A 21,727-nucleotide genomic window follows, 5' to 3' on the forward strand; every position below is an offset into this window, starting at 1 on the left:
TGATTCTCTCGCAGGGTTATGGTTCAGTTGAAGGGGACTGTTCGCCGGGCAAGGTCAAACGCACCGTCACACGTCGGTTCTCAGCCAGCTGGCTCAAGCTGATCCGGGTGCCGTCGATCACCAGGCGATGGTTGACGCGCATGGCCCCGACTCGCAGCCGATAAGCGTTGCCCGGCACGGGTTCGTCGATATCCTCGATCCAGTAGCCGCCCTCACCATCGGAGACCTGGCGGCCACGCCCGGGGATATGATCCAGCCCCGCCGCGAAGTCGGGCAAGTGGCTACGCACCAGCACCATGCGCCCCTCACGATGGCGATAGCAGTCCAGTACCGCGAACCCCTCGACCGAGTGGTTCCACTCCAGGCACCAGCCCTGCCCCTCGGGCATTGGCAGACTCACCAGGCGCTCGCCCTCGGCGTCCAGCACTTCCAGCCGGGCCGCCTCCTGGCCTGCCGCCGGGCCGGCCAGGACGAGACCCACACACAGCAGCAGGGCGGGCAGCCAGGCCCGCCCTGCCTTCAGGCGCGAGTCACCCATCGCCTCAGGGGCGCTGGTGATCCTGGACATCGGCACCCACTTCCTTGTAGTAACGCAGCGCCCCCGGATGGAAGGGGATCGGCGTCGACTCCACGCTGAATTCCACGGTAGTGTCGTTAGCCGCTGGATGGATGGCGATCAGCTCGTCAGTGTACTCGAAGAGCACCTTGGTAATCTGATAGGCCAGCTCCTCGTCCATGGCGCTGTTGACTACTAGCACGTTGGGGATGCCGATGGTTTGTACCGCATCGTCCATGCCCTCGTAGAGACTGGCCTTGAGGGTATAGGCGGCGAACACCGGCTCGGCGGCCTTGGCCTTAGCCACCTCCTCGTCGGTCAGGCCGACCAGGCGGATGTTGCGGGTGGTGGCGAGGTTCATGATCGAGCTGGTGGGCGGACCCACACTCCAGAAGCCGGCGTCGATATCGCCGTCGCGAATGGCGTCGGCGGTCTCGTTGAAGTTCAGTCGCCGCGGGTCGAAGTCGTCATAGGTGATGCCGTTGGCCTCGAGCAACGCGCGGGCGTTGAGTTCGGTACCGCTGCCTGGCGCGCCCACCGAGACCGTCTTGCCCTCGAGGTCGGAGAGCGACTCGATGCCGGAATCGGCCAGGGTAACGATCTGCACGGCGTTGGGGTAGAGAGAAGCGAGTGCACGGATGTTCTCCAGCTGGCGTCCCTCGAAGTCACCGGTGCCATGATAAGCTTGGTAGACGGTATCGGCCAGCGCCAGGGCGAGGTCGGAGTCGCCGCGCCATATCAGCCCCATGTTCTCCACGGAGGCACCGGTGACCTCGGCCACGGCGTCGTAACCTTCGATGTGATTGCCGATCAGCTCGGCCAGGCCACCCCCGTAGGGATAATAGGTACCGCCGGTACCGCCGGTGGCGACGGAGAGTTGCTCGGCAGCAGCCAGAGGGGCCGTCGCGATCAGCGAGGCGGCGACGGCATACTTGATGACTTTCATGGCGTTCCTCCGATCCTGGAACCAGTTGGGATGTTGTCGTTGTCGACGCCGTGGTTGACGTCCTTCATCAAGCTAGCACGCCTGCTGCGTGAGAGACCAATGCCATAATTTCTACGCTTTTCGAGAATTTCGGCAATGCCACCCGCGTCGTGGCCGTCATGCGGCGACTATCTTACGCACCTTGTCGACGATATGCGCCCCGATAGGGATCGCCGAGGTGGCTGCCGGCGACGGCGCATTGCCCACGTTGACGGTGCGCGGCGTGTTGACGAACAGGAAGTCGTCCACCAGCTTGCCGTCGCGGGAGACCGCCTGAGCCCGCACCCCGGCCGGGTAGGGCCGAAGATCGTCCAGGGTCAGACTGGGACAATACTTGCGCACCAGTTCGAGATAACCCCGCTTGTGCAGTGAGTTCTTCAGCTCGGTCAGGCCCGGACGCAGGTTGCGCCCCAGTACCCGGAGTATCCCGGGATTGGTGAGCATCTGCGCCAGGTCGCGAGGCGAGACATCGCGCTTTCGATACCCTTCACGCTTGAAGGCCAGCACCGCATTGGGCCCCACGGTCACCGAGCCATCGATCATCCGCGTCAGATGCACGCCCAGGAAGGGCATGGCGGGATCGGGGATGGGGTAGATCAGGTGGTTGACGATGTCGTTACGCTCAGGGGGGAGCCGATAGTACTCGCCACGGAAGGGACAGATGGTGAAACCGGGGTTCTGGCCCAGCATGCGCACCACCCGGTCGGCCATCAGCCCCGAACAGGTCACGAGATAGCGCCCGGTGAACTCGTCGGCGGTGCTGGTCACGACCACTTCCCGGCGACGCTCTGCCATCGCGGTAACCTCGGCGTTGTAGCGGATCTCGCCGCCCATCCGCTCGAACTCGTCGGCCATGGCCCGGGTCACCGCGGCATAGTCGACGATGCCGCTGGACGGTACGAAGATGCCGCCGATCCCGGTAATGTTGGGCTCACGCTCGGCGAGCGCCTCGGGCCCCAGCCACTCGCGCGAGAGGCCATTGGCCGCGGTGCGCTCCCACAGCGCCTGCATGCGCTGCATCTCCAGGTCGTTGGTGGCCACCAGCAGCTTGCCGCAGCTCTCGAAGGCGATAGCGTGGGTCTCGCAGAAGGCCTTGGTGGCGCGGTTACCTTCCAGGCAGAAACGCGCCTTGAGGCTGCCTGGCGTGTAGTAGACCCCGGCGTGGATCACGCCACTGTTGTGGCCGGTCTGGTGGCACGCCGCCTCGCGCTCCTTCTCCACCACCAGCATGCGGCGGTCGGGCCAGGCCTGCTTAAGCTGCATGGCGGTGGACATGCCCAGGATGCCGCCACCGATGATGATGAAATCGTACATGCCGTCCTCGCTCCTGCTCCAATAAGACGGCCACGCCGTGGTCACGGCGTGGCCTGGTCAGTCTAACCCCGTCGGTCGGGTCGCGGCGCCTCAGCTCGCTCTACGCAAGACTGGCGCGGGTTACTCAGGGTCTTGGCTTGAAGCCTCGAATAACACCAAAGAATCACCGAATCGATACTGGCAAAAACGCCGGATAGCCCCCATAGTGTGACTGTCGAAACCGCCCACTGGAGCATCATGAGCACGGCACGTCACACCGCCTACGCGGAACTCACCGCCCCCCCGCGAAGCTGCCCTGACCTCGACGTCAGGGATCTGGAAAAACGGTCACGCCTCATGCGCATCATCACGCGGCTGATCGCCGTGTCGGACCTCGGCAGCAAGGACATTGCCCGCCGCGCCGGTCTGCCGATGCAGAAGATCAGTGACCTTCTCTCGGGGAAGCTGGAGCACCTCTCGGTGGATGAGCTCCACCTTGTCTATCGCACCATCGACCCGAACGGCTCACCGCCCTGATCGCCCCTCTCGTCGTCCATCTCGCGAGAGGCCGACAGGAAGACGAACAGCGAACGCCCCGCCCCTCCCGGCGGGGCGTTTTTTCTTGCCCGCCAGGCATCCTTAAAACCTTTTAGACTCAATGACTTGCACTAACATTACGCCAGGATTAAGAGATTTCTAACGATCCCTTGATCGGCGTCAAGTGCCTGGACCTTGGTCGCAGCTAGCCTTCCGGTATCAGATTTACCTCTTGAATGCGCGGAAGATCCCGCCCCACCCAGGCCACCGGAGGCGCCATGGACCCCATTCGCCGCTCCCTTCTCGGCCAGCTGGCCCGCCTCAGCGCGGGCGCCGCGATGGTGCCGCTCTCGAGCGTCGCCAGCGCCGGCATCAACCAGCAGCCACCCCGCCGTGAAGGCGATCCCAGCAAGCGCTACGGCATGCTCATCGACCTACGCCAGTGCATCGGCTGCCAGGCCTGCACCGTGTCGTGCCATATCGAGAACGCAGCCCCGCTGGGCAGCTTTCGCACCACCGTTGCCCAGTACGAGGTGGAGCACCAGGAGACCGGTGAGGTCGCCACCTTCATGCTGCCGCGCCTGTGCAACCACTGCGAGAACCCGCCCTGCGTGCCGGTCTGTCCGGTGGAGGCCACCTACCAGCGCCAGGACGGCATCGTGGTGGTCGACAGCGACCGCTGCGTGGGCTGCGCCTACTGCGTCAACGCCTGCCCCTACGATGCCCGCTTCATCAACGGGCGCACCCAGACCGCCGACAAGTGCACCTTCTGCGCCCACCGCCTGGAGGCGGGCCTACTGCCAGCCTGCGTGGAGAGCTGCGTGGGCGGCGCGCGGATCATCGGCGACATGCGCGACCCCGAGAGCCAGATCAGCCGCATGATCGAAGAGCATCGCGACGAGCTCATGGTGCTGCAGCCCGAGAAGAACACCCGGCCCCAGGTCTTCTACCTCGGCATGGACGAGCGCTTCGTCACTCGCCCCGACGCCGAGCCGGTGGCCCTGGACGTCCTCGACCCCCACGGCAAGGAGTTGGGCTATGAATTCCACCATTGAGCTGCTCGCCCCACGCTATGACATCGCCTGGTACCCTTGGGCGGTGCAGTACTTCTTCCTGATCGCCCTCTCCTACGCCACCCTGTGGCTGGCCGCCCCGGCGCTGGTATTCGGCAAGCAGCGCTGGCTGCCCACCGCACGCCTGGCCCTGCTCGCCTGCCTGACCACTACCCTGGTAGCCCCGGTGGCCTTACTCGCTGATTTGCACCAGCCGCTACGCTTCTGGCACTTCTACGCCTACGCCAACAGCCACTCATGGATGTCCGTCGGCAGCCTGCTCCTGCCGCTCTACGTGGTGAGCGTGGTGGTGCTGGCCTGGCTGGCCTGGCGTCCGGCGCTGCAGGCCAACCGCCAGGCGCCCGGCATCGCCGGTTTCGTGGCCCGCTGGCTCTCCTTCGGCTCCGCCCCCACCCCGCGCGCCCTGGTGGCGCTGGTGGGGCTCGCCACCCTGGCACTCTCCACCGGCATCATGCTCTATACCGGCGCCGAGGTGGCCATCGTCAAGGCCCGCCCGCTGTGGCACACGGTGTGGCTGCCGCCGATGTTCGTGGCCACCGGCTTTATCGCCGCGGCGGGACTGGTCATGATCCTGAATCGGGTCGACGGCACCCGTGACGTTACGGTCACGGGCCAGATGCTCAAGGTGATGCTGGGCGCCTGTCTGGTCGCCGGGCTAGTCGCCGGCAGCTGGTTCCTCGACGGCATCAACGCCAATGTCGGCTCGGTGGCCGCGGCCATGGAATCGGTGCGCGACAGCGCCGAGTGGCGCAGCACCGCCTTGTGGGGTGGGCTCACCGGCCTGGTGCTGTTCGGTGCCGTGCTCTACCTGCTCACCCGCCCGGTTTCACGCCGCCCGGCGCTCTATGCCTGGGCCTGGGTGCTCGGCCTGGTGGCCTTGCATGTGGGCTGGATGTTCCGCTGGGTGGTGTTGATGGACGTGCAGACCATCGCCCGCAACAGTGCCGGCTTCCACCACTACGGCATTCCCGCCGGCTCCTCCGGCATCCTGGGCATCGTCGGCACCTTCGGCCTGTGGCTCGCCGCCATCCTGTTGATCGATCTCTTCGTGCCGTGGCGCCAGGCCCGCCAGGGCGGCAGTGCCGCCGACATTCCCCCCGCACAATCCGACGCCCAGAGCGCTGCGGAAACCACTGAAGGAGCCCCCGGCCATGGCTAAGTTCCCTGTCGATACCTCACGCCGTCGCTTCATGAAAGGTGCCGTCGCCGCCGGCGGTGCCGCCACCTTCGCCGCCGGCTACGCCGACCCGCTGCTCAAGATGGGCAAGGGGGTCACCGGCAGCGCCGGCGAAAAACCCGAGCACCGCATCCACGGCAACTCACTGGCGCCGGAATACCGCGTTGATCCGGAGAGCGGCGAGCTGACCCTCAACCCGAACCAGCGCCTCGCCTTCACCGTCTGCTACGGCTGCACCACCAAGTGCGGCGTGCGGGTGCGTATCGACAACGACACCGACCAGGTGCTGCGCGTCGCCGGCAACCCGTACAATCCGCTCTCCGCCGACGAGCACCTGCCCATGCGTACCCCGGTGGCCGATGCCCTGCGCGGGCTGAGCGCCTATGGCGACCAGGGTCAGCAGAACCGCTCCACCGCCTGCGCCCGGGGCAACGCCATGATGAGCCAGATCGATAGCCCCTTCCGCGTCACCCACTGCCTCAAGCGGGTGGGTGGGCGCGGCGGCCGTGAATGGCAGAAAGTGCCCTTCGAGCAGGTCATCGAGGAGATCTGTGAGGGCGGCGACCTATTCGGCGAGGGCCAGGTGGACGGGCTGCGTGCCATCCACGATGTCGACACCCCCATCGACCCGGAGAACCCCGAGTACGGCCCCAAGGCCAACCAGCTGATGGTGATGGAGGCCACCGACTACGGCCGCTCGGCGCTGCTCAAGCGTTTCACCTTCAACGCCTTCGGCACCCGCAACTATGGCCACCACGGCTCCTACTGCGGACTGGCCTTCCGCATGGGCTCCGGCGCGGTGATGAACGACATGAAGAAGTTCGCCCACGTCAAGCCGGATATCCAGAACGCGCGCTTCATCATGTACATCGGCTGTGCACCCAGCCAGGCCGGCAACCCCTTCAAGCGCCAGGGGCGGCTGATCGCCCAGGCACGTGCCGCCGGCACCCTGGAGTACGTGGTGGTGGACCCGGGCCTCAACGCCTCGGTCTCCCACGCCACCGACCGCAACCGTTGGGTGCCGATCCGCCCGGGCACCGACAGCGCCTTCGCCATGGCCGTGATCCAGTGGCTGCTCGACAACGAGAGTTACGCGAAGGACTTCCTGGCGCTGCCCGGCCAGCCCGCCGCGGACGCCGCCAATGAAGCGACCCACACCAATGCCACACACCTGGTGATCGACAGCGAAGGCCACCCGCGCCGTGGCCGCTTCCTGCGCGCCAGCGACCTGGACCTGGCCGATGCCGACAGCGAGAATGACCTGCCCATGGTGGTCGCCGACGGCGAGCTGGTGGCGAGCGACACGGTAATGGTCGCCGAGTTGTTCGTCGACCGCGAGGTGGAGCTTGCCGATGGCGACACGGTGCGCGTCAAAAGCAGCATGACACTGCTGCGCGAGGCGGCCCACGAGCACAGCCTGGCCGACTATGCCGAGCACTGCGGTATCCCCGAGAAGACCATCGTCGAACTGGCCCGGCGCTACGCCAGCCACGGCCGCCGCGCCGCGGTCAACTGCCACGGCGGCATGATGTCCGGCAACGGCTTCTACGCCGCCTTTGCGGTGCAGATGCTCAACGTGCTGGCCGGCAACCACAACCGCAAGGGCGGCAGTGCCCTCGGCGGCGGCCAGTTCAACGGCGTGGGCGAAGGCCCCCGCTACGACCTGGCGAACTTCCCCGGCAAGCGCGGCCCCCAGGGGATCTTCCTCTCCCGCTCGCGCTTCCCCTACGAGAAGTCCTCCGAGTACCAGCGCAAGGTGGCCGCCGGCGAGAACCCCTACCCGGCGCGGGCACCGTGGCGCTCCCTGGCGCCGCCCACCCTCACCGAGCACCTGCCCTCGGCACTGGACGGCTACCCCTACCCGATCAAGGCGGTGATCGGCTGCATGGCCAACCCCATCTACGGCCAAGCGGGCCTGGAGGCACTGATCGCCGACAAGCTCAAGGACCCGAAGCGCCTGGGGCTCTTCGTCGCCGTCGATGGCTTCCTCAACGAGACCAACCGCTATGCCGACTACATCGTGCCGGACTCGGTGATGTACGAGGTATGGGGCTTCACCGGCGCCTGGAAGGGCGCCCTTGGCAGGATGACCACCGCCTGCTGGCCGGTGGTGGAGCCGCGCCAGCAGAAGACCAAGGAAGGCGAGCCGGTCTCCATGGAGAGCTTCTTCATCGCCACCGCCAAGCGCCTAGGGCTGCCCGGCTTCGGCGAAGGCGCGATCCCCGACGCCGACGGCAACCTGCACCCGCTCAACCGTGCCGAGGACTTCTTCCTGCGCGCCGCCGCCAACGTGGCCATGCAGGGCGAGCCGTTGCCCGACGTCGACGAGAGCGATATCGCCCACGCCGGCCTGGCGCCGCTGCTGCCAAAGCTTTCGCGCACCCTCAAGCCCGAAGAGCGCGGGCCGGTGGCCTACCTCTATGCCCGCGGCGGCCGATTCGAAGATTTCAAGGACCACTTCAAGGGCGATAAGCTGACCAGCGCCTGGAAGCGCACCCTGTGTATCTACAATGAGCAGGTGGGTACCAGCATCAACACCCAGAGCGGTCAGCACAACCGCGGCGTGCCCTGCCACGGCCTACCGCCGCTGGCCGATGGCCGCGCCATGCGCGAGGTGTTCACCGAGGAGGAGTGGCCGCTGCTGGCGTTCTCGTTCAAGTCGAACCTGATGAACTCCTACGCCATCGGCCTCGAGCGGCTGCGCATGATCAAGCCCTACAACCCGGTGATGATGCATCGCCAGGACGCCGAGCGCTTCGGCATCCAGCACGGCGATACTATCCGCATCGAGAGCCCCGGCGGCAGCGTGGTCGCCCTGGCGCTGGTCGGCGAGGGGGTGATGCCGGGGACTTTGGGTATCGAGCACGGTTACGGTCACCGCGACCTGGGGGCCACCCCCCATGTGATCGACGGCGAGTCCCAGCCCGACCTCGACTGGCTGCGCGCCGGCATCAACATCAACGACCTGGGCTTCAAGGACCCGACCCGCAGCGTGGACGGCACCTGGCTCGAGCCCATCAGCGGCGCCGCCGTGCGCCAGGGCCTGCCCATCCGGGTGACCCGCCTGGAGGCCTGACGTCGAACCAGGCGACGACGCCATGCCGAGCACCGGCATGGCGTCGCGTCATCGATTTCGCTTTAGACTGTGGCGGCAACGCCTCATCACTCTAATGCCCCACCAATCTAGAGCGAGCCTGACCATGCAGCAACCGCAGCAGCCCCCGGGGTTACCAGCGCTACGGGATATCGTCCTCGTCGGCGGCGGGCACACCCACGTCGGCGTGCTGAAGCGCTTCGCCATGAAGCCCGAGCCGGGCGTCAGGCTCACCCTGATCTGTCGCGACACCCATACCCCCTACTCGGGCATGCTGCCGGGCTATGTCGCTGGACATTACACCTACGACGAGGTGCATATCGACCTGCGCCGGCTGGCCGAGTATGCCGGGGCACGCTTCTTCGGCGACGAAGCCGTCGGCATCGACCACGATGAGCGCAAGGTGTTCTGCCGCTCGCGTCCTCCGGTGCCCTACGACTGGCTGTCGATCAACATCGGCTCGACGCCCTGCGTGGAAGCGGTCAACGGTGCCGGCGAACATGCCATCCCGGTCAAGCCGATTCACCGCTTCAACGACCGCTGGCAGACGCTGCTCGCGCGCATCGAGGCGCACCCGGGCCAAACCCGCGTCGCGGTGGTCGGCGGCGGCGCCGGCGGGGCCGAGCTGCTGCTGGCCATGCAGTACCGGCTGAGCAGGGAGCTGGCCGCCCGGGGACGCAACCCGGCCGAGCTCTCCTTCGCCCTCTTCACCCGCAGCGAGCGGATCCTGCCGACCCACAATGCCCGGGTGCGCCGGCACTTCGAGGCCACGCTGCGCCGCCGGGGCGTCGAGGTGCATACCGCCACCGAGGTGGTCGCCGTCGAGGCAGGCCGCCTGCAGGCGGACGACGGCCGCTGGCACGGCGCCGACGAGATCGTCTGGGTGACCAACGCCGGCGGCGCCGGCTGGCTCAGGGACACCCGGCTCGAGCTGGATGACGACGGTTTCATCAAGGTCGGCGACACCCTGCAGTCGCTCTCGGACCCGCGCATCTTCGCCGCCGGTGACATCGCCCACCAGGTCGACCACCCCCGCGAGAAGGCCGGGGTCTTCGCCGTGCGCCAGGGCCGCCCCCTGGCCGACAACCTGCGCGCCGCGGTGACCGGCCGCCCCTTGAGGCCCTACCACCCCCAGGCGAAATGGCTGGCCCTGATCAGCACCGGCGACCGCCACGCCGTGGCCTCCCGGGGCAGGCTGTGCCTGGCCGGCGACTGGGTATGGCGCTGGAAGGACAGCATCGACCGGCGCTTCATGGCCCGCTTCAACGAGCTGCCGCCGATGGAAGAAGGTGCCATGCCAGTGTCCCGGCCCAGCAAGGTGGTGCTGGACGAGGAGGAGCACGCCCAGGCGATCTCGGCTATCGCCATGCGCTGCGGCGGCTGCGGGGCCAAGGTGGGCGCCTCGGTGCTCTCCCGAGCCCTCTCGACCCTCGAGCCGGTGGCGCGCGAGGAGGTGCGAGTCGGCCTGCATGCCCCGGACGACGCCGCCGTGGTGCGGGTGCCACCGGGCAAGGACATGGTGCATAGCATCGACTTCTTTCGCGCCTTCATCGACGACCCCTATGTGTTCGGCAGGGTCGCCGCCAACCACGCCCTGGGCGACATCTTCGCCATGGGTGCCGAGGCGCAGACCGCCACCGCCGTGGCCACGGTACCCCCGGGGCTCGAGGCCAAGGTGGAGGACACCGTCTACCAGATGATGTACGGCGCCGTGGAGGTGCTCAACCAGGCCGACTGCGCCCTCGTCGGCGGACACACCGGCGAGGGCAGCGAGCTGGCCCTGGGCTTTGCCGTCAATGGCCTGATCGATGCCGGCGGCGACAGCGCCCTGACGAAGGGCGGCCTGCGCCCCGGCCAGGCGCTGATCCTCACCAAGCCCATCGGCACCGGCACGCTGTTCGCCGCCCATGCGCGGCTCGGTGCCCGCGGGCGCTGGATCGATGCCGCCCTGGCCAGCATGTGCCAGTCCAGCCGCCAGGCGGCGAGCTGCCTGCGCGAGCACGGTGCCACCGCCTGCACCGACCTCACCGGCTTCGGCCTGCTGGGGCACCTGGTCGAGATGACGCGCCCCTCGGGGGTGGATGCCGAGCTCGACCTGGCGGCCCTGCCGCTGCTCGAGGGGGCGGAGGAGACCGTGGCCGCCGGCATCCTGAGCTCCCTGCAGCCCGCCAACGTGCGACTGCGCCGGGCCATCCGCGACCCGGCGGCCTGGGTCGAGCACCCGCGCTACCCGCTGCTCTTCGACCCCCAGACCGCCGGGGGGCTGCTGGCCAGCGTGCCCGCCGAGCGCGCCGAGGCCTGCCTGGAAGCCCTGCATGCCCTGGGCTATGCCCGGGCCAGCGTCATCGGCCGGGTCCTCGACCCCGGCGAGGCGCTGGAGCCTATCCGGCTCACGGGATGACGGTGAGGATGACCTGCCGAACGGCGGCATCAACATGTTCACTCTGGACGTCCTGATCAACCTGACGGCGCCGGCTCATTTCCCCCTCGAGCGGGAGATTGAGGACGAGAAGGAAGTAGCGGCCTGAGAGCGATCAAAACGCCCGTTTTCTGCACAAGCCTCATGTTGCATGTAACGAAGAGGCACACTAGCATGTTACATGACACAGAGCGGAGGCATCGCCATGGTGGCAACCAATGACGTGAAAAACCGGGTGAAGAAGCACCGTGCTGCCCTTCGTGCGGCCGGCCTGCGCCCGATCCAGATCTGGGTACCCGATACCCGACAACCCGGCTTTGCCGAAGAAGCCCGCCGCCAGTGCGCTGTCGTGGCGGCTGCCGACGCCGGGGATCGCGATCTGCAGGATTTCATGGACGCGGCACTCCTGGACCTGGACAACGACGAGGGTGACGCATGAGGCGCGGAGACCTGGTGGCCATTGCCCTGTCGGGTGACTTTGGGAAGCTTCGTCCCGCCCTCATCGTCCAGTCGGATCAGTTTGCCGGAACTGGCAGCGTAACGGTGCTGCTGCTATCCAGCACTCTGGTCGATGCGCCGCTGATCCGCCTCGATATTGAGCCCACCCCCGAGAATGGCTTGCAGCGACGCTCCCAGATCATGGTGGACAAGCCCATGACGGTGAAGCGAGAGAGAGTTGGGGAGGCCTTCGGCCACCTCGATGACAGCACCATGGTCGCCGTCAACAGAGCGCTGGCCGTCTTCCTGGGCTTTGCGTGAGCGAGACTCGCCCCATCCCGTATGACCCTCGCCTCAAGGCGCATGCCGTTTACGGGTGAAGTGCCTGCCTTTATGCGACAGGACGACCTGGATCAGGCTGCATGAGCTAAACAGTTAACATCAATGAAAATCTGATTGCTAAGTGCCTAGGCAGAGTTTTTCGTGCATATTTCTGTCAAGGCTCTCATTCAGGATAAAAGCATGACAAGGCGCTTCGTATTGCCTCTCACGGAAGAGGAACAGCGAGATTTGACAGAAGCCCATCAGTACGGCGAGAAACGAGCCCTACGGCGGCGTGCTCACGCGATCTTGCTCAGCGAGCAAGGCTATACGATCGACCAGATCAGCGACATCCTGGACGTTCGACGAAACACCATCTCGATCTGGTTCAAAAAATGGGAAGCCTCCGGCCTTGGAGATCTCATCGATAAACCTCGCAGTGGCCGGGTTCCCATTCTGGATGAAGACGATCGAGAACGGCTGCAAGCGTTGGTTCAGGATCACCCTCATCAGATCCGAACCCTGCAGGCACGGCTGCAGGAAGAGACAGGAAAAACGTTCAGCTCGGACACATTGCGTCGGGCCTTGAAAAAAATCGGAATAGCTTCAAGCGCATTCGACACTCACTGAAAGGGCGGCGTGATGAAACGGATTTCCGTAACACTCAGGGACTTATGAAGGCGCTCCAAGAGAGGGAAGATCAGGGCGAGCATGAGCTCTACTACTTTGATGAGTCAGGGGTTTCACAGTCCTCATCGGTGCCCTATGCGTGGAGTCCTATCGGTCAACCCTGGGAGATCCCGGCCTATACTCACAGTCAACGGTTGAACGTCCTGGGATTCCTGAGTCGGCAGGGCAAGCTGGTCTACCATACGACGACCAAGTCGGTGACCACGGCGACCGTGATCTCCGCTTTCGATCAGTTCATTGCGCAGAAAGACCCGGATACCTTCGCCATCGTCATCCTGGATAACGCCAGCATGCATCGCTCCCGTGCCTTTGCGCGAAAGCGGCTTGAGTGGCTGAATCATCGCCTTCACATCATCCACTTGTCAGCCTATTCGCCGGAGCTGAACCTGATCGAAATCCTCTGGCGTCGCGTCAAGTACAGCTGGCTGCCACTGACCGCCTACGAGAGCTTTGCCACGCTATGCAGCGAGGTACACCGAGTGCTTGGTGGCTATGGCAACGAATATACGATTACATATGCATAAGCACTTATGTTGCAGGAATCAGCCCCTTGACAGGCTCATTGCGAATAAACCGTGCTACATTGGCTGCTGCTTTTTCAATACCCATCAGGAAGACGTTTTTGACCATGGCTGAGTTATGGGGAGAACCCAGCAGGTTGGGCAGTTCGAAAAACGGATAATGAATCTCGAACGTACCGTATCTAAACGGTTCTATCCACCAGGCATCAATGCCGGCGTAGAAATCCGGATGGGTTTTCAAATGGTTGAAAAGATCCTGTTCATTGATGACAGGCCCCCGGGCCACATTGATCAGAATCGCATCCTCTTTCATCAGCTCCAGCTTCTGCCTGTTAATCAGTCCTTCTGTTTCTTTATTAAGGGGAGTAGAAATAAACACGACATCAGAGTTTTCAAGAACATAGTCCAGATCATTTAATGTTCCGACAAACTCAACATTTTCTTCCGTTTTTCCACTGGTATTCAGGGCCATCACGCTAACTCCAAAAGGCTTCAGCAGTTTAGCAGTGGCTTTCCCGATTGATCCAAACCCGATGACCCCGAGTACGGAACCGTCGATGGCTTTGGTTACGCTGCTCAGCTGATTAAAATTTCCGTTGGACAACTCCTGATGGTAGATTATCAGCCTTTTTGATAAAGCCAGGATCATGGCGACAGCATGTTCTGCCATGGGTGCGGCATAAGCTCCCTGATTGGAAGCAATCATGACACCCGAAGGAAGTTTATCCCTATTAACATGATCATATCCGGCTGAAAGCAGTTGAATAAATTCAGTTTCCCTGTATGAGATTTGCAAATTATAAAGTCCTTCTTTCTCCGGGTTCCACGACAGTAGAATTTCAGACGTTGAAATGAGACTTTTTTTCTCCTCTTCGGGATGATCATCCAGAAAATGGATGTCTGCCGTGTTTTCAAAAAATTGTTGCAGAAATTGTTTTTGTTCTGGTGTTGTCTGAAAGGTTACGCATATTTTCATCGTACACATCCTACTTTCCTCTGTTCTCCGTGCAGACACACTCGCGCCCGCACATCCGACGGCGTTCCCTCTCCGGCCCGAAAACGAACGTCACCAACTTACGCCGGTCGGCGCCCGCCGGATGGCCGATGGTGCAGCCTGGCTGCTCGACCAGGTGTTGCCGCAACGAGCAATTCGGCAGTGAGTTCTGAGCCTTCCCTTTCCCATGCGATTTCTGTTGGCCACGCATCCGGCGCTCATCGGCCGCGTGCTCGGCATTGTCTACCGGGTCATTGCCGCGCACCTGATCCGTCAGGCCGGCTACACGCGGCGATGCGCTGGGCGCAACGCCTCAAGTGAGTTTTCAAGGTGAACGTCGAAACCTGCCCGAGTTACGGTGGCACGGGAACGAGCGAACCACTACCGTTGGTGATCGGTGCGACCAGGGGCGTACCCATGGCGAGATTGAAGGCGTCCGGTTCCACGATCAGACGCCCGTGATCGACCTTGATCTCGACTTGAGAGCCAGCGTGCAGATGCAACTGATCGAGCAGTGCTCGCGGCACCGCCATCATGATAGAACCGCCGACGCGGCGAAGACACCACACAGCGCAATCGCTGGTAACCATTACCCTGTCGGGTAACGTCGGCAAGCCTCGTACCGCCCTTATCGTGTTGTGGGGCCGCGATGGACGACAAGCGCTCTCAAGGACGGCTGGCAACGCCCGCGACCCGCAAGATGAGTCATGCCGTGTCGCCCAGCGACACGGACACGAATGACACCGCTTGCTAACCGGTCAGGGAGCATAAAAAGGCGCCGCAATTTCTCATCCAGATTGACGCGCTACAGGCCTCAACCACGCAGGCCAATGATCATGACAGCACGGCCGGCCTCACTGCGCGGTGTAGCCACCGTCAACCAGCAGTTCGCTACCGGTCACGAACTTCGACTCGTCCGAGGCGAGGTAGACGACCGCGAAGGCGATGTCATCGGGCTCGCCTACATGACCCAGAGGATGCAGGCCGTCGAGGTGACGGCGAAATGCCTCGACCCCCTCCTCGGATTGCTTGGCGATCCCTTCCACCAAGGGCGTCCAGATAAAGCCGGGATGCACGGAATTGACCCGGATCCTGTCCTTGGCGTAGAAGAGCGCATCGTTCTTGCTCATCACCCGCACGGCGCCCTTGGAGGCATGATAGGGCGGTAGGTCGGCGGCCCCCACGATGCCATAGATGGACGAGAGGTTGATGATGCTGCCCTGCCCCGCCCGCTGCATATAGGGAATGGCGTGCTTCGTGCAGTAGAAGACACCATTGACGTTGACCGCCATGAGGGCGTCCCACTCTTCAGCGGTCACTTCGTGGGTTGGCTTGTTGACGCCGGAGATTCCGGCATTGTTGACCAGCACATCGAGGCTGCCGAAGGCCTGTGCCGTTTCCTGGAAGACCGCCTTGACCTGGTCTTCGCTCGAGGTATCGAGATGCCAGTAGCGGGCCGTTCCCTGGTGGTTCTCGATCTCCTCGACCAGCGCTCGTCCTGCGTCATCGTCGATATCCGTGACCGCCACGCTCGCGCCGGCCTCGGCCAGGCGCAGGGAGATGGCCCTGCCGATGCCATGTACCCCGCCTGTCACCAGCGCCACCTTGCCTTGCAGCCGCTTGGCGATTGCTTCACTCATTTGATATCTCCTCGTTACCGATGGATGGGGTCGGTCAGGCGCGCTCGGCGAGTGCAGAGTGCGCCGCACTGCACTCACTCCTCGCGCTGCTCGTACTCTTCCGCGGCGCGGATAGCCTCGGCTTGCGTTTCATGCTCGGAGACGGCGATCTCGTTTTGCGGATCCGTCTCGTCGATGACATGCCAGCCGACGACCGGCAGGTTCTGGTCCTCGGCTTCGCGAATCGGCTCGACTCGGGCTTGCTTGGGTCCGGATTTGGGCATGCTGCCTCCTGTCGCTGGTGCCATCGTGGCGCTTTCGCCGCGACGACGTGGCATGGAAAGACGGCGGCCGACGGCAACTCGAGGCACATCGGCCGCAGATCGTCATTACCCAGCATAGAAGGCTAACCGTGCATGGCAAAAGCCTCCCGCCTGATAAGTATAATCCTGCTGACTCACCCTCACTCCGGCAGATCGGTCACCGCTCCGGTGGAGGCCGAGCTGACCGTCCGCGCGTACTTGGCCAGCACCCCCCGCGCGTAGCGCGGTTCGGGCTGGCGCCAGGCGGCACGGCGACGCATCAGCTCCTCGTCGGGCAGGTCGACGTCGATGGTGTCGGCCTCGGCGTCGATGGTGATCAGGTCGCCATCCTCCACCAGCGCCAGGGGGCCGCCGTCGATGGCCTCCGGGGTGACATGGCCGACCACGAAGCCGTGGCTGCCGCCGGAGAAGCGTCCGTCGGTGATCAGCGCCACCTCGCTGCCCAGCCCCCGGCCCATGATCGCCGAGGTCGGGGTAAGCATCTCGCGCATGCCGGGGCCGCCCTTCGGCCCTTCGTAGCGAATCACTACCACATCGCCGGCCACCACGGTGCCGTCGTTGATTCGCGCCTGGGCCTCCTCCTCGGAACCAAATACTCGCGCCGAACCAGAGAAGCGTGTGCCCTCCTTGCCGGTGATCTTGGCCACCGCTCCTTCCGGCGCCAGGTTGCCGTGCAGAATGCGCAGGTGGCTCTCAGCCTTCACCGGGCGATCCAGCGGGGCGATGATCTGCTGGTCATCGGGATAGGGGGGGACATCGGCCAGGTTCTCGGCAAGCGTCTGGCCGGTCACCGTCAGGCAGTCGCCGTGGAGCAGGCCGGCCTCGAGCAGGGTCTTCATCAGCGGCTGGATGCCGCCGATCGCCACCAGCTCGCTCATCATGTAGTGGCCGCTGGGACGTAGGTCGGCGACCACCGGCACGCGCCGGCCGATCTCGGTGAAGTCGGCAAGCGATAGCTCAACACCGATGGTGCTGGCTATGGCGATCAGATGCAGCACCGCGTTGGTGGAGCCACCGAGTGCGATCACCACGGTGATGGCGTTCTCGAAGGCCTGGCGGGTCATGATGTCGGAGGGCTTGAGGTCGCGCTCGAGCAGCGCGAGCACCGCTGCCCCGGCCGCCTCGCAGTCGTCACGTTTCGCCTGGGAGACGGCATTCTGCGCCGAGCTGCCGGGCAGGCTCATACCCAGCGCCTCGATCGCCGAAGCCATAGTGTTGGCGGTGTACATGCCGCCGCAGGAGCCGGGGCCGGGGATCGCCGCCTCCTCGATCTGCTTGACCTCGATCAGGTCCAGGTCGCCGCGGCTGTAGGCGCCCATGGCCTCGAACACCGAGACGATGTCGGTGTGGCCTTCGCCCGGCAGGATGGTCCCGCCGTAGACGAAGACGCTTGGCCGGTTCAGGCGCGCCAGACCCATCAGGCAGCCCGGCATGTTCTTGTCGCAGCCGCCGATAGCCACCAGGCCATCGAAGCCCTCGCAACCGGCCACCGTCTCGATGGAGTCGGCGATCACCTCCCGCGACACCAGCGAGTACTTCATGCCCTCGGTGCCGTTGGCGATGCCGTCGGAGATGGTGATGGTGTTGAAGATCACGCCCTTGCCGCCGGCCCCATCGGCACCATCGCTAGCCCGCCGGGCCAGCTCGTCGATATGGCTGTTGCAAGGCGTAAGGTTGCTCCAGGTGGAAGCGATGCCCACCTGGGGCTTGGCGAAGTCCTCATCACGAAAGCCCACCGCACGCAACATGGCGCGGCTAGCGGACTTGCCGACCCCATCCACCACCTCGGCGGAATGGCGGCGTCGGGGATCCTGGGATGTCTCGGTCATGCGGGCCTCTCCTGGTAGATGACTCTTGGGGTCGCCATAGAGTACCCGCTGTCAGGCAGCGACGGAACGCCTCGGGCGGCGCAGCCGCGCTGTGCCTGTCCGAGAGGGACATGCCAGGCTCCTCAGGATGCCAGCTCCTCAGGATGGGTGGACGGCATCGTGGAAGCGTCGCTCCAGCGCCACAGTCTCGCGGAAGCGCTCGGCCATGCGGGTGAAGGAAGTATCATCGAGCCCTGCCGCTTGCTCATCCAGTCGGCGACGCAGCCACGCAACGAATTCCTGGAAGGCGTGATTGTCGTGCAGGGCGATCCACTCCCCCATCAGCGGGTGAAGCCCATCGACAGGCGTGATGCGCAGCGCCCACTCGAGGTAGAGCCACTCAGTCACCACCAGCACCGCCAGGATCTCGGCATAGCCGCCGTGCTTTCCTGTCTCGTCCAGCAGGCGGCGAAACGCCTGCGTGGCCTCGAGATAGACCGGTGCCTGGCGCTGGGCAGCCGAGACATCGAAGGCGTCGAAGGTGCGCTGGAAGACGCTGTTCTCGTCGCTGGTCAGCATGCCCATGAACTGCCCCAGCACCACCCGGTCCGCCATCACGGGAGCATCGCCGATGGCATGCCCCAGCAGCGCGGTGAAAGGGTCGACGAATCCGTAGTCCTGGACCATGTAAGCGGCGAAATCGCCCTCCGACATCTGCCCTTCGGCCAGGGCATCGAAGAGCGGATGGTTCACGGTGGCCGACCAGTCGGGCTCGCTGATCTCGCGTAGCCAATCGCTGATGCGCGCCTCGGGACGCCCCTCGGCCCAGGCGTCATAGGCATGGCGTGTGGTCATGGGATTACCTCGCGTTGGGCTTATTTGTTGGCGTTGGAAAGAGCCTGGGGAGCGGGACGACACCAGGCGATCAGCAGGCTGACCAGGGTGGAGGCCAGCAGCGCCACCAGGAAGGGGGCAAGCGTGGGGATGCTGTCGGGAAAGCTTGCCGCCAGGATACCGGCCGGTAGGCTGCCCCCGGCAACCCAGCCCGGCAGGATGGCGCCAAACATGCCCGCCATACCGCCGGCCACCGCAGCTAGGGCGCTCATCCGCGACCAGATTCCCAGCAATACCGGCACCACAATGGAAGCACACAGCAGGTCGGCGATCAGGAAAAGACGCAGCACAGAGTGCCCCTGCAGGGCCACGATCACCACCGGCACCATCAGCGCTACCGTCACCCAGCGGGCCGCAGTAATCGACAGGCCCCGCCTGCCGGAGCCTGCCACCACCAGGGTGGCGATGCCGTTCTGCAGGCTGTCCACGCTCGAGACCACCAGGGAGACCGCCAGCACCAGCGCCGGCAGGGCTAGCCAGCCGGGTGCCTCAGCCAGCAGGGCGAAGAAAGGGATCGGTGGCTCGCCAAGCGCTAGGCCACTCATGGCGGCGAGCATGCCGAGCACCCCGACCACGGCAACCACGACTACCGTAATGGCACTACCCAGCCAGGCCCCGAGGCCGAGCGCCCGGTCGTCCCGGGCCGACCAGACTCGCTGCCAGTAACCCTGGTGGAAAAGGTTAGCCGCGGTCACCGCGATCACCAGGGTCAGGGCCACGCTCAGCGCGCTGCCCAGGGGCACCGATGGCAAGCTCGCATCGGCAGGCATCGTCGGCAGCCGGTCAAGGGCCACCACGGTGACCAAAAGCAGCAGGCCAAGCAGCAGCCAGGCCTGCCAGCGGTCGGTGGCCAGGCTCGCCCGCAGGCCGCCGACCGCGGTGTAGATCAGGGTCGTCACGGCCACGCCGAAGACCACCAGTGCCGGCGGCACGTCCGAGAGCAGTGCGGTAATCGAGCCGATGGCGGTGAGCTCTGCGGCCAAAAAGCAAGCCATGTAGAGTATTGATATCAACGACACCCAGCGGCGCACGCCGGCGCCGTAGCAGGCCTCGGCAAATTCGCCGATGCTGCGCCCGGCCGGCAGGTGTCGGCGGATGGCGGGGCCGTAGCGCACCAGGATCACCAGCGGCAGTGCCGAGCCGATGGCGTAGCCAGCCAGCCCCACCGGGCCGACGAAGGCGCCGATCTCGGGTGGCGCGAAGAGGATCCAGGCGCCCATCCCCGAGGCCAGGAAGGAGAGGCCCAGCGACTGGGCGCCCTGGGAGTTGCGCGCGGTGACGTAGTCATCGAGGGGGCCATCGGCCCGGCGGGCCCGCAGGCCCAAGAAAGCAAAGCACAGCAGCGCCGCGCCGAGCACGGCAGACGTTAGGTAGGGCATGTCGCACTTCCTCCGCCGGTATGAACCGGATCAGGTTCCAGGGTCAGCGTGATGCTCTCTCAGCCCTCGCCGACACGAATACGGCGGGGCTCCCCTGGCGACAAGTGAATGGATGGTAGGATCGCGCCTCAAGCCGGGGCCGGAATGGCCGATAGAGACAGGATCGAGGGGCATCATAACGCCACCTCGCCGAGACGACTACCCGTGCCGGAGCCCTGTGATGCCCTACAACGAAGCCAAGGAACATGCCCCCGGTCGACTGCATGGGATCTTCGTCGATCCCTACAGCGCCTTCGACAACACCGCCACCGAGCGCCTGCTGCACCTTAGAGTGGCCACCGAGGCGCTGGTGCTGTCCCCCATGCGGCGCGGTGACTTGGTACTGCGCGTCATCCACGGCTGGGAGAACGGCAACTTCGCGCCCGCCGCGCTCCTTCACCGCGATCACCGAGCGGGATCGCTGGCGGCGCTAGGCCAGGTGGCCGACGACTTCCGGCACGCCTTCGAGCAGCAGCAGCCGCTGCCCCGCGACAACGCCTCGCTGCTGGCAGAACCCCTCGAGCAGGCCATCGCCGCCGCCGAGGCCAGCGGCCAGACGCTCGATGAAGAAACCCGCACCATACCCGCCCGCTGGCCCGCCTTCCCGCAGGGCCTGACGCTCTACACCTTCTTCAAGGTCTACCACCGCCTTATCTACAGCGAGGACGACCCCTACCGCTCGATTTTCTGCCAGACACCGAAAGGGCCCCGCGAGATCCACGAGTTCCATCTGGAGGAAGGCGAGTTCGCTGTGGTTACCCCCCTCGCCAGCGAAAGGGGCGACAGCGTGCTGCTGCTGCACGAGAGTCAGCTGGCACCGATGCTGCAGCTATTGAAGCAGAGCGCCAGAGAGTGATTGAGTGGCTTCTCACTTATCGCGCGGTACCCGCCCCATCAGGTAGAACTCCTCGTTGGGCGGCGTGCCGGTCAAGGTAACCAGGCGGTTGGAAAGGGCGAAGAAAGCCGCGATGGCAACGATGTCCCAGATATCGTCGTGGCTGAACCCAACCGTTTTCAGGCGGGCCTCCCACTCGTCGGTGAGCTCCCCCACCTCCAGGCCGCAGTACATGGCGAAATCCAGCATGGTGCGATGGCGCTCACTGATCGGCGCGGTGCGGTGGTTGATGGCCACCTGGTCGGCCAGCAGCGGGGCCTTGCTGTAGATACACACCAGGGCGCCGCGGGCCACCACGATCATCTCCTTCTCGGCCTTGGTGAGCGTATCGGACTCCCGCTCGATCAGGGCATCGTGGATTGCGACCTACGGGTAGCAAGACTAGCATTACCGTATTACTTCAAAAATTCGGAAGGAGGGTCGTCATGTCCACCGCCAGCAGTCGGCTGACCACCAAATACCAGGCGACGATTCCCGGCAACGTCCGCAAGGCACTGGACCTCCACGCCGGCGATACCATCTGCTTCGAGATCGAAGACGGTGAGATTCGACTTCGCAAGGCATCACCGCTCGACCTCTGGCGGATCCCCACGAATTTTGTGTTATTCGTCGCATAATGCCTGCTCTTTGACCTCTTCGCGAAGGCTCTCTCGGAGGATTTTCCAGGAGGGC

General features: G+C 64.7%; 20 protein-coding genes, 2 pseudogenes and 1 riboswitch. Of the genes and pseudogenes, 11 read left to right on the plus strand and 11 right to left on the minus strand.

Annotated features, from left to right (window positions below; genetic code table 11):
* Window positions 1–16: 16 nt before the first annotated feature.
* The 3 genes from DFO68_RS11155 to lhgO all read right to left on the minus strand — a co-directional run bounded on the left by DFO68_RS11155 (window position 17) and on the right by lhgO (window position 2,855).
* Window positions 17–568: a DUF1850 domain-containing protein gene (locus tag DFO68_RS11155; RefSeq protein WP_243726493.1), complete on the minus strand. Its 552-nt coding sequence runs from the start codon at window positions 566–568 to the stop codon at window positions 17–19.
* Window positions 543–1,502 carry a TAXI family TRAP transporter solute-binding subunit gene (locus tag DFO68_RS11160; protein ID WP_133483743.1) on the minus strand — a complete coding sequence of 320 codons (960 nt, stop codon included), beginning with the start codon at window positions 1,500–1,502 and terminating at the stop codon, window positions 543–545. The genes DFO68_RS11155 and DFO68_RS11160 overlap by 26 nt, the downstream gene beginning before the upstream one ends.
* A 156-nt stretch (window positions 1,503–1,658) precedes the next feature.
* Window positions 1,659–2,855, minus strand: coding sequence for an L-2-hydroxyglutarate oxidase (gene lhgO / locus DFO68_RS11165; protein ID WP_133483744.1), 1,197 nt, complete (start codon window positions 2,853–2,855; stop codon window positions 1,659–1,661).
* Window positions 2,856–3,092: 237 nt separating this feature from the next.
* On the opposite strand from lhgO, the gene DFO68_RS11170 reads away from it, so the two are divergent.
* The 8 genes from DFO68_RS11170 (at window position 3,093) to DFO68_RS11210 (ending at window position 13,107) form a co-directional block, all read left to right on the plus strand.
* Complete coding sequence (locus tag DFO68_RS11170) at window positions 3,093–3,371, plus strand: XRE family transcriptional regulator (protein ID WP_133483745.1); 279 nt, start codon at window positions 3,093–3,095, stop codon at window positions 3,369–3,371.
* A gap of 278 nt (window positions 3,372–3,649) precedes the next feature.
* Window positions 3,650–4,426, plus strand: a complete 777-nt coding sequence (gene dsrO / locus DFO68_RS11175; RefSeq protein ID WP_133483746.1) for a sulfate reduction electron transfer complex DsrMKJOP subunit DsrO — start codon at window positions 3,650–3,652, stop codon at window positions 4,424–4,426.
* Window positions 4,410–5,603: an NrfD/PsrC family molybdoenzyme membrane anchor subunit gene (nrfD, locus tag DFO68_RS11180; protein ID WP_133483747.1), complete on the plus strand. Its 1,194-nt coding sequence runs from the start codon at window positions 4,410–4,412 to the stop codon at window positions 5,601–5,603. The genes dsrO and nrfD overlap by 17 nt, the downstream gene beginning before the upstream one ends.
* Window positions 5,596–8,697 carry a molybdopterin dinucleotide binding domain-containing protein gene (locus DFO68_RS11185; protein WP_133483748.1) on the plus strand — a complete coding sequence of 1,034 codons (3,102 nt, stop codon included), beginning with the start codon at window positions 5,596–5,598 and terminating at the stop codon, window positions 8,695–8,697. The genes nrfD and DFO68_RS11185 overlap by 8 nt, the downstream gene beginning before the upstream one ends.
* A gap of 124 nt (window positions 8,698–8,821) precedes the next feature.
* On the plus strand, window positions 8,822–11,116 hold the full coding sequence (gene selD / locus DFO68_RS11190; protein WP_133483749.1) for a selenide, water dikinase SelD: 2,295 nt from the start codon (window positions 8,822–8,824) through the stop codon (window positions 11,114–11,116).
* A gap of 223 nt (window positions 11,117–11,339) precedes the next feature.
* Window positions 11,340–11,573: an antitoxin MazE family protein gene (locus DFO68_RS11200; protein WP_133483750.1), complete on the plus strand. Its 234-nt coding sequence runs from the start codon at window positions 11,340–11,342 to the stop codon at window positions 11,571–11,573.
* Window positions 11,570–11,893, plus strand: coding sequence for a type II toxin-antitoxin system PemK/MazF family toxin (locus DFO68_RS11205; RefSeq protein ID WP_133483751.1), 324 nt, complete (start codon window positions 11,570–11,572; stop codon window positions 11,891–11,893). The genes DFO68_RS11200 and DFO68_RS11205 overlap by 4 nt, the downstream gene beginning before the upstream one ends.
* Window positions 11,894–12,094: 201 nt before the next feature.
* Window positions 12,095–13,107, plus strand: a protein-coding gene (locus DFO68_RS11210) for an IS630 family transposase (RefSeq protein ID WP_133483752.1) whose coding sequence is annotated in 2 segments (ribosomal slippage) — window positions 12,095–12,482 and window positions 12,482–13,107 — 1,014 coding nt in all. Because the reading frame shifts where the segments join, the coding sequence is not laid out codon by codon here.
* 4 nt (window positions 13,108–13,111) lie between these two features.
* Here the strand turns inward: DFO68_RS11210 and DFO68_RS11215 are convergent.
* Window positions 13,112–14,080, minus strand: coding sequence for a 2-hydroxyacid dehydrogenase (locus tag DFO68_RS11215; RefSeq protein ID WP_166637556.1), 969 nt, complete (start codon window positions 14,078–14,080; stop codon window positions 13,112–13,114).
* A 109-nt stretch (window positions 14,081–14,189) separates the two neighbouring features.
* On the opposite strand from DFO68_RS11215, the pseudogene DFO68_RS15825 reads away from it, so the two are divergent.
* Window positions 14,190–14,399: pseudogene (locus DFO68_RS15825) on the plus strand (IS91 family transposase); the annotation flags it as partial.
* A 52-nt stretch (window positions 14,400–14,451) separates the two neighbouring features.
* Here the strand turns inward: DFO68_RS15825 and DFO68_RS15680 are convergent.
* From DFO68_RS15680 to DFO68_RS11245, 6 genes are all read right to left on the minus strand, one after another.
* The gene (locus DFO68_RS15680; RefSeq protein WP_373190749.1) at window positions 14,452–14,688 is read right to left on the minus strand and encodes an AbrB/MazE/SpoVT family DNA-binding domain-containing protein; all 237 of its coding nucleotides are present in this window, start codon (window positions 14,686–14,688) and stop codon (window positions 14,452–14,454) included.
* Window positions 14,689–14,952: 264 nt separating this feature from the next.
* Entirely contained in the window at window positions 14,953–15,738 is a 786-nt protein-coding gene (locus DFO68_RS11225) for an SDR family NAD(P)-dependent oxidoreductase (RefSeq protein WP_133483754.1), read from the minus strand.
* A 74-nt stretch (window positions 15,739–15,812) separates the two neighbouring features.
* Complete coding sequence (locus tag DFO68_RS11230) at window positions 15,813–16,001, minus strand: hypothetical protein (RefSeq protein ID WP_133483755.1); 189 nt, start codon at window positions 15,999–16,001, stop codon at window positions 15,813–15,815.
* 179 nt (window positions 16,002–16,180) lie between these two features.
* Entirely contained in the window at window positions 16,181–17,869 is a 1,689-nt protein-coding gene (ilvD, locus tag DFO68_RS11235; protein ID WP_133483756.1) for a dihydroxy-acid dehydratase, read from the minus strand.
* Between the two features lie 138 nt (window positions 17,870–18,007).
* Window positions 18,008–18,703 carry a TenA family protein gene (locus tag DFO68_RS11240; protein WP_133483757.1) on the minus strand — a complete coding sequence of 232 codons (696 nt, stop codon included), beginning with the start codon at window positions 18,701–18,703 and terminating at the stop codon, window positions 18,008–18,010.
* 20 nt (window positions 18,704–18,723) lie between these two features.
* Window positions 18,724–20,121 (minus strand): sodium:solute symporter, encoded by a 1,398-nt coding sequence (locus DFO68_RS11245; RefSeq protein ID WP_133483758.1) that lies wholly within the window; start codon window positions 20,119–20,121, stop codon window positions 18,724–18,726.
* Window positions 20,111–20,227: riboswitch (TPP riboswitch) on the minus strand. Its footprint overlaps the gene before it by 11 nt.
* Window positions 20,228–20,341: 114 nt before the next feature.
* Between DFO68_RS11245 and DFO68_RS11250 the strand changes: the two genes are divergently transcribed.
* Window positions 20,342–21,016 (plus strand): hypothetical protein, encoded by a 675-nt coding sequence (locus DFO68_RS11250; RefSeq protein WP_133483759.1) that lies wholly within the window; start codon window positions 20,342–20,344, stop codon window positions 21,014–21,016.
* 12 nt (window positions 21,017–21,028) lie between these two features.
* Here DFO68_RS11250 and DFO68_RS11255 read toward each other — a convergent pair.
* Window positions 21,029–21,418: pseudogene (locus DFO68_RS11255) on the minus strand (peroxidase-related enzyme); the annotation flags it as partial.
* 62 nt (window positions 21,419–21,480) lie between these two features.
* On the opposite strand from DFO68_RS11255, the gene DFO68_RS11260 reads away from it, so the two are divergent.
* Window positions 21,481–21,672 carry an AbrB/MazE/SpoVT family DNA-binding domain-containing protein gene (locus DFO68_RS11260; protein WP_133483760.1) on the plus strand — a complete coding sequence of 64 codons (192 nt, stop codon included), beginning with the start codon at window positions 21,481–21,483 and terminating at the stop codon, window positions 21,670–21,672.
* Window positions 21,673–21,727 lie beyond the last annotated feature (55 nt).

Source organism: Halomonas ventosae, from assembly GCF_004361885.1.
GTDB lineage: Bacteria > Pseudomonadota > Gammaproteobacteria > Pseudomonadales > Halomonadaceae > Halomonas > Halomonas ventosae_C.